The following is a 1,301-nucleotide window of genomic DNA, read 5'->3' on the forward strand; positions in this document are numbered from 1 at the left end:
TCGTCGAGAAGCCGCGGGTCTCCGTGCCGGGGAAGCGACAGGAGACCAGCACGTCGTCGATCTTGGCATCACGGGAGGAGACAGTATGGAGGCTGTAGTCACACATGGAAAGCTCCTGAAGGCACCACCAGCACTCAGGCCGCAACGGCGCAGCGGAGAAGTCGTTCCATGATGTTGAAGGCGACACGCGGTTCCACCGCCCGCAGGGCGGGCGGTGTCCGCGCATCGGGCGCATCAGGTGAGATGCGCGGCTTCTTCGGCGTCGTCGTCCTCGGCTGCGGCGCCCCAATGCGCGGCGTCCTTGATCGTCGGGTCGATCAGCTCGCCGCGCAGCAGCGCCAGCGGCGATGTCCAGTACAGCGCGATGTTGTGGAACGGGTCGGTCAGCACCTTGAAGGCCCAGATCAGGCCGGTCGCGACGCCCTGCGTCGCAAACAGCTGGGCGACGCGGACGAGGCCGCCGCCGATGCCGACCGCGAGCCAGAGCACGCCGACATGACGGACGAACTCCATCCGGCTCGCCGGCGCATCGAACAGCCCGAACATCGTCGGAAAGGCGAACAGCGCCACCGGCACCAGGCCCCACACCGTGAGCAGCACGATCTTGCGGGTCTGATTGTAGCCGACCTTGACCGCTTCCTTGTAGTCGTTGGTGACGTCGTTGACGTGGTCGTAGCCGTTCGGCTCGAAGAAGAAATGCCCGGTCTGCCGCGTCAGCATCGCCAGCCAGCCGACCAGCCCGGCCATCGCCGGATCCTTGAACAGCAGCGCGTAGCAGGCCAGGAAGATCACGGCGCTGATCAGGTGCAGCACCTGATTGATCCGGCTCTGATGATAGTAGCGATAATCGTCGAAGCGCTGCGTCTGCAGGGTCTTGTAGTAGCGCGGCATGCGAATCCCCGTTCGTGTGTGGAACGAGGCGGAGACGTAGAGAGCCTCAGTGAACGTGGCGTGACATGATGATGTTGTCACAATGAAAGAGGCCGGCTTCGAACGATATTTGTTGCAGATGCAACAAGCTGGCAATTCAGCGCGCCAGGCGCATCCTTGCAGCATCCTCGGCGGCAGGGCCAAGGTCATTGATCCATGTCAAATCCGCTCCATTCTTCCCTCGATCGGCAACTGTGCATCCCCGAATCCAGCCCGCGAACGCTCCGCGATCGCACCACAAACACGCTGCGCTCCCTGTCCCCGTTCGTCACGGGGTGTGAGGGGTAGCCGCACGAAAGGTCTCAATGGAGAGATTCCTCTCCTCGCGTTCCGAATGCATCCGACGGTCAGAGTTTTGCGCCGGTCTGTCT

General features: G+C 62.9%; 1 protein-coding gene. It reads right to left on the reverse strand.

What is annotated here, in order from left to right; genetic code table 11:
* Nucleotides 1-234: 234 nt before the first annotated feature.
* A complete protein-coding gene (locus BRAS3809_RS18515) occupies nt 235-891 on the reverse strand; it encodes a hypothetical protein (protein ID WP_008963609.1) in 657 nt (218 codons plus the stop codon).
* Nucleotides 892-1,301 lie beyond the last annotated feature (410 nt).

It is taken from the genome of Bradyrhizobium sp. STM 3809, assembly GCF_000239795.1.
In the GTDB taxonomy this organism is placed as follows: domain Bacteria; phylum Pseudomonadota; class Alphaproteobacteria; order Rhizobiales; family Xanthobacteraceae; genus Bradyrhizobium.